2 protein-coding genes are annotated in these 6077 nt (G+C 63.3%); one reads left to right on the top strand and one right to left on the bottom strand.

Features of this window, described 5'->3' with window-relative positions; all coding sequences use genetic code 11:
* A partial coding sequence (locus ACLEJR_RS03420) for a beta strand repeat-containing protein (protein WP_440812114.1) occupies positions 1-4010 on the top strand: 4010 nt, incomplete at its 5' end.
* 148 nt (positions 4011-4158) lie between these two features.
* Here ACLEJR_RS03420 and ACLEJR_RS03415 read toward each other — a convergent pair.
* Complete coding sequence (locus ACLEJR_RS03415; protein WP_440812111.1) at positions 4159-6021, bottom strand: trypsin-like peptidase domain-containing protein; 1863 nt, start codon at positions 6019-6021, stop codon at positions 4159-4161.
* Positions 6022-6077 lie beyond the last annotated feature (56 nt).

Below are 6077 nucleotides of genomic sequence, written 5' to 3'. Positions count from 1 at the left end.
ATGGCGCCAACAGCCTGAGCGAACAGTTTGCCGTCGTCGCGACCGACGATAACGGCACCACCGCCAACGGCACCTTGGACGTCAACATCGTCGACGACCTGCCTACCGCTCATGCCGATTCAGCCTCGGTGGATGAGGGCGGGACGGTCAGCGGCAACGTGTTGGACAACGATGTGGGTGGCGCCGACGGCCCGGCCTTGAGCGGTGCGGTGATCGGTGTTCGGGCCGGCGACGATACCTCATCCCCGGCAAATGGCGGCCTCAACACCCAGATCAACGGCACTTATGGCTACCTGACCCTGGACGCCAACGGCAACGCCGTCTACCACAGCCATCCGAACACCGTCAGCGCACCGGGTGCCACCGACGTGTTCACCTACACTGTGCGCGATGCCGATGGCGATGAAAGCACCACGACCATCACCATCGACGTGCACAACAGTTGCCTGGTCGCGCACACCGACCAGGAAATCAGCGTCTACGAAAAAGCCCTCGACCTGAACCAGGATGGCCAGGACCTGGCGCCCGGCACGATCACCGGCAGCGACCCGAGCGCCACCAGCGAAACCGCCAGCGGCAACCTTGCCAGCTCGGTGTCCGGTGCCATCGGTGCCGTGACGTTTGCCCTGGTGGGCAGTGCCACCGGTGCCTACGGCCAGCTACTGCTTCACACCGACGGTTCCTACACCTACACGTTGACTTCACCCACTACCACGACGCCCCACGCCAACGATGGCCCGAACGTCTTGAGCGAAAGCTTCACCTACCAGGCCACGGACTCCCTGGGCAATACCGTCACCAGCACCATTGTCATCAACATCGTCGACGACGTTCCCACCGCCCATGCCGACTTCGCGTCAGTGGTGGAAGGCGGCACGGTCAATGGCAACGTGTTGGTCAATGACGTGCTCGGCGCCGACGGTGGTGAGGTCATCGGCATCCGTGCCGGCAATGACACGTCGTCCCCGGCCACTGGCGGCCTCAACACCCAGATCAACGGCGCCTACGGCTACCTGACCCTGGACGCCAACGGCAACGGGGTCTACCACAGCAATCCGAACAGCGTTGGCGCACCGGGCGCCACCGACGTGTTCACCTACACCGTGCGCGATGCCGATGGCGACGAGAGCACCACCACCATCACCATCGACGTGCACAACAGTTGCCTGGTCGCGCACACCGACCAGGACATCACGGTCTACGAGAAAGCCCTCGACCTGAACCAGGACGGCCAGGATCTGGCCCCCGGCACGGTCATCGGCAGCGACCCGAGCGCCGCCAGCGAAACCGCGACCGGCAGCCTGGTCGGTTCAGTGACCGGCGCCACGGGCGCCGTAACCTTCACCCTGGTGGGCAATGCCACGGGCGCCTACGGTCAACTGCTACTCAATCCTGATGGCTCCTACACCTACACCCTGACTTCACCTGCCACGACGACGCCCGGCGCCAACGACGGTCCGAATGTGCTGAACGAAAGCTTCACCTACAAGGCCACAGACTCGCTGGGCAACAGCGTCACCGGCAGCCTGGTGGTCAGCATTGTCGACGACGTGCTCAAGGCCGTCGCGTCCGAACGTTCGGTGACGGCGGTGGAGATTGATTCGAACTTGCTGATCGTGCTCGACGTCTCCGGCAGCATGAAAGACGATTCCGGCGTGCCGGGGCTCTCGCGTATGGATCTGGCCAAGCAGGCGATCAGCGCCTTGCTCGACAAATACGACGACATGGGCGACGTCAGAGTCCAGCTGGTGACCTTCAGCGGCAGCGCCACCGACCAGAGTGCCGTATGGGTGGACGTGGCAACGGCCAAGACGCTGATCGCCGCGCTGAACGCGCACGGTGACACCAATTACGATGCGGCCGTGGCGATGGCCAAGACTGCGTTCGCAACCCCCGGACAACTGACCGGCGCGCAGAACATTGGTTATTTCTTCTCCGACGGCAAGCCGACCTTGGGCGAGATCGGCTCGGCGGACGAGGTCGCGTGGAAAGCCTTTCTCGATGCCAACGGCATCAAGAATTACGCCGTCGGCCTGGGCAGCGGCGCCAGAAACGTCAATCTCGATCCACTGGCCTACGACGGCAGCAGCCACACCAACACCAACGCAGTGGTGGTCACCGACCTGAACCAGCTCAACTCGGTGCTCTCCGGTACCGTGCAAGGCGCGCCGGTCACCGGCAACCTGCTGGGCGAGGGCGGTTCGTTCGGCGCCGACGGCGGGTTTGTGAAAAGCCTGGTGGTCGATGGCACCACCTACAGCTACAACCCGACTGCCAATGGCGGCCAAGGTGGGCTGACCGTCAGTGGCGGTGCCAATCACGGGACCTTCAATACGGTCGGCAACACGTTGAGCATCGCCACCGCCCATGACGGCACGCTGGTGGTCAACCTCGACACCGGCGCGTTCAACTACACCTCCCAGACCGCCACCAGTACGCTGATTACCGAGACCATCGGCTATACCGTCAGCGACAACGACGGCGACCTGGCAAGCTCGAACCTGGTGATCAAGGTTGTCCCCAACAGCCCGCCAGTGGCCGTCGCTGACAACATCATCACCAACGTGCTGTCGGGCAATATCGTCGTCCCCGGTGAGCTGCTGCTGGGCAACGACAGCGACGCCAACGGCGATCCGCTCACCGCGTCGCCCACCGGTTTCAATACCGGCTGGGTCGCCAGAGGCGCGGACTTCACCGGCACCACTGGTACAGTGAGTTTCACGGGTAACCAAGTGCAGTCGATAAACCTCAGCCGCAGCGCCTTTGTCGCCAACACCGCGACCATGACGGCGGTGCTGGTGGTCAGTGGCGCGCTGGGGGCAGTGTCCAATAACAATGCCAATGATGAGGACCGACTCAACATCAGCCTCAAGCAAGGCGAAACCCTGACCCTGGATCACAACCTGGCGGCCGGCCATGTCACCCTGGAATATTCCCTCAACGGCGGGCCTTTCATCGCTATCGCCGACGGTGCCTCGTTTACTGCGGCGGCAGATGGCAACTACCAGATCCACGTCACCAACATCGCCAATCCCGGCAACGGAAATTCCAACGCCGCGGAAAACTATCAACTGACCATGACCGTCAACTACGCCGGGGCCCAGGACATCACGCCTGACTACCACGGCACCTACGCCGCCAGCGACAACCATGGCGGCAGCGACAGCGCGGCGGTGGGCATCAGTTATCAGGCCGGACACACCCTGACGGGCACCGGTGGGGACGATGTGCTGCTTGCCGGCACGGGTGACAACGTGCTCAACGCAGGTGACGGCAACGACATCCTCAGTGCCGGCTCGGGCAACAACACCCTGCACGGCGGAGCCGGCAACGACTTGCTTTACAGCGGCGCAGGCAATGACCTGCTGGACGGCGGTACAGGCACCGACACCGCCAGCTACGCCCACGCCACGGCGGCGGTCACGGTGAACCTGGGGCTGCTGGCGGCGCAAAACACTCTGGGCGCCGGCATCGACACCTTAGGTGGTATCGAGAACCTGGTCGGCTCGAACTTCAACGACATTCTCACCGGCGACGGTGGCAATAACCGCATCGACGGCGGGCTGGGTCATGATCTGCTCAATGGTGGTGGCGGCGATGACCTGCTGATCGGTGGGCTGGGCAACAATACCCTGACCGGCGGCAGCGGCGCCGATACCTTCCAATGGCACGCGGGCAATAGCGGCCATGACGTGATTACCGACTTCACCCCAGGCGTCGACAAGCTGGACTTGTCGCAACTGTTGCAGGGCGAAAATGGCAGCACGGCGTCACTGGACGACTACCTGCACTTCACCGTCACCGGCAGCGGCGCATCGGTGATGACCAGTATCGATGTCGGCGCCACCGCAGGCGCCACACCGAACCAGACCATCGACCTGGCCGGCGTCAACCTCGCCAGCCACTACGGCGTCACGCCGGGCGCAGGTGGGATGATTGCCGGTGCGGATACGGCCACCATCATCAATGGGATGTTGAATGATCATTCGTTGAAGGTGGATACGGTCTGAGGTGAGCTGAAATGACAGACCCCGTCATTTGTTGGGCGGCAATGGCGGGTTTTTCGTACTGCACCTGCCAGATCCCTGTGGGAGCAAGTTTGGCTCCCACAGGGATATGAGGACGGCCAACGGCGATTTCGGGTGTTGGCACCCGCGCTCAAATCGTGCCCACAACGATGATGAACGTCACCGACTTGCCGTTGGAGGTCGCGGTGACCGTCACGAAACCGAATCTGTTGCCGGCGATCAGCTTCGGCGACACGGCGTCACCCTGACTGTCGCTCGTCACTGTCGGCGTCTGTTCGTCGCCGACGAATCGGGTTCCGGTTTCCCTGTCATCGATGATCGTGTAGGTGACCCAGGCGCCTTCTACCGGATTGCGGTCCTGATTCAATGTCCGTGCCGTGAGGGGGAGGGGAAACTCGGTCCCCTCGGGCGCGATCTGACCTTGCCCCGCGATCACGGACAGATGCTCCACATCCTCGGTCGGGTCGCCCTCCTGTGACACCACTCGCAAGTGGAACGTGGCCGTCTTGCCGCTGGACAGGGCGGTGACCTGCAACGTCCCCGTCCTGGCGTCGGTCAACAGGGCTGGCGACGTTGCATCACCTTCGGTGTTCGTTCGCACGGTCGGCGTCTGGTCATCCCCCTCGAACCGTGTCCCGGTCCCACCATCATCAGTGACTGCGAAGGTGACATCCGCGCCCACCACAGCCGCGTCAAGCGGGTCTTTCGCCCGTGCGGTCAATGGTTTCGAAAACCGGCTGTCCACGGGGGCGGCCTGAAGATTCCCCGCCTGCGCGCTGAGTGACTGAACCTCGCCTGGCCCGCGCGACATCACGTTCAGAGCGAGGTGGTTTGCTCCGCGGATCTGTCCTGTCTCGGACAAAAGTCGTACCCGGCCATCGATGACCTGGCCGTCGGGGGCTGTGTTATCCACGCGCAGCGTCGCCACTTGTGCGATGCCCCAGTTGGCTGCGCCTGATAGGGTGCATGACGCGGCTTTGCCGTCCTCGGCGATCCATTGGGTGCTGCCGCTCTGGCAGGACACGTCAGTGATCGCGGTGTGTGTAGGGGCCTGGTAATACAGCTGTTCTCCGGATGTCCCTGCCACCGGGGATTGGCCGTCCACCTGGGTCACTCGCACCGGAACCTGTACGCCAACCGCGCCCGGCTTGGCCATCGGCACGGTCGGCTGGTCCACCGGGATACTGCCCTCCGGCAACTTCCCACCGAAATACCCGGCGATATCGGGCCAGATGCTGCTCATCTGCGCGCCAGCGTTGTACCCCGAACTGAAACCGAAATTCAGCGCGATCACCGCATGGGTTCTTGCATCGATCACTGGCGATCCGGAAGACCCTGAGTCGGTGTCGCAGTTGTATTTGGCGAAATCCGTGCGACCGTTGTTGCGAATCTCGGTTACCGAGCAGGGACGTCCGTCATCGTGAAGGCGCGAGATCCGTTTCGGCCCCGCCAGGGGATGTCCAGCAACGTAGACCGGATCGCCAACCTCCGAGAGGCGGGTATCCAGGCCCAGGTAGCCGAAGGAGTCCAGTACACCGCTGTCGACCGTCTCCTGATCCAAAGCCAATAGCGCATAATCGGCCGACCCATCGGAGGCCAGGAGCCGCTCCACCGGCACCCGGACGGCAGGCCGCACAGCATCCGAGTCGCAGCTGGGTTCCTCGTAATCGAACTCCACCACCGTCCGAGCCAGATCCGGATTTTCACCCACGACGTGCAGGTTTGTGAGCACAAGGTTTCCAGGCCCTACCCGCCATGCAGTTCCATAGCTGCGCCCGGTGTCAATCCTGCCGACCGCGCGGGAGCGCTGGTACTTTGCCGGGTCCGACGCCTGCACGCACCGAGCCTTCTCGAGCTGACTCTCGCCGATGATCTGACCTGGAGTGATCGGGAGGGGAGGCGCAGGCAGCACGGCAGCGACCGCCGCCCCAGCACCCAGTACCAGCCCGGCAAATGCCAGCGGTGCCAGGATTGTTTTCGATCGAGTCAGCATGGCTCGGATGCTCCGGTCGCGTCAGGGGGGATGGAGCGATTAATGAAGTGGAACCG

The sequence above is a fragment of the Pseudomonas sp. SMN5 genome, assembly GCF_052041925.1.
Taxonomy (GTDB): Bacteria; Pseudomonadota; Gammaproteobacteria; order Pseudomonadales; family Pseudomonadaceae; genus Aquipseudomonas.
This window is presented reverse-complemented; position numbering and strand designations above follow the sequence as displayed.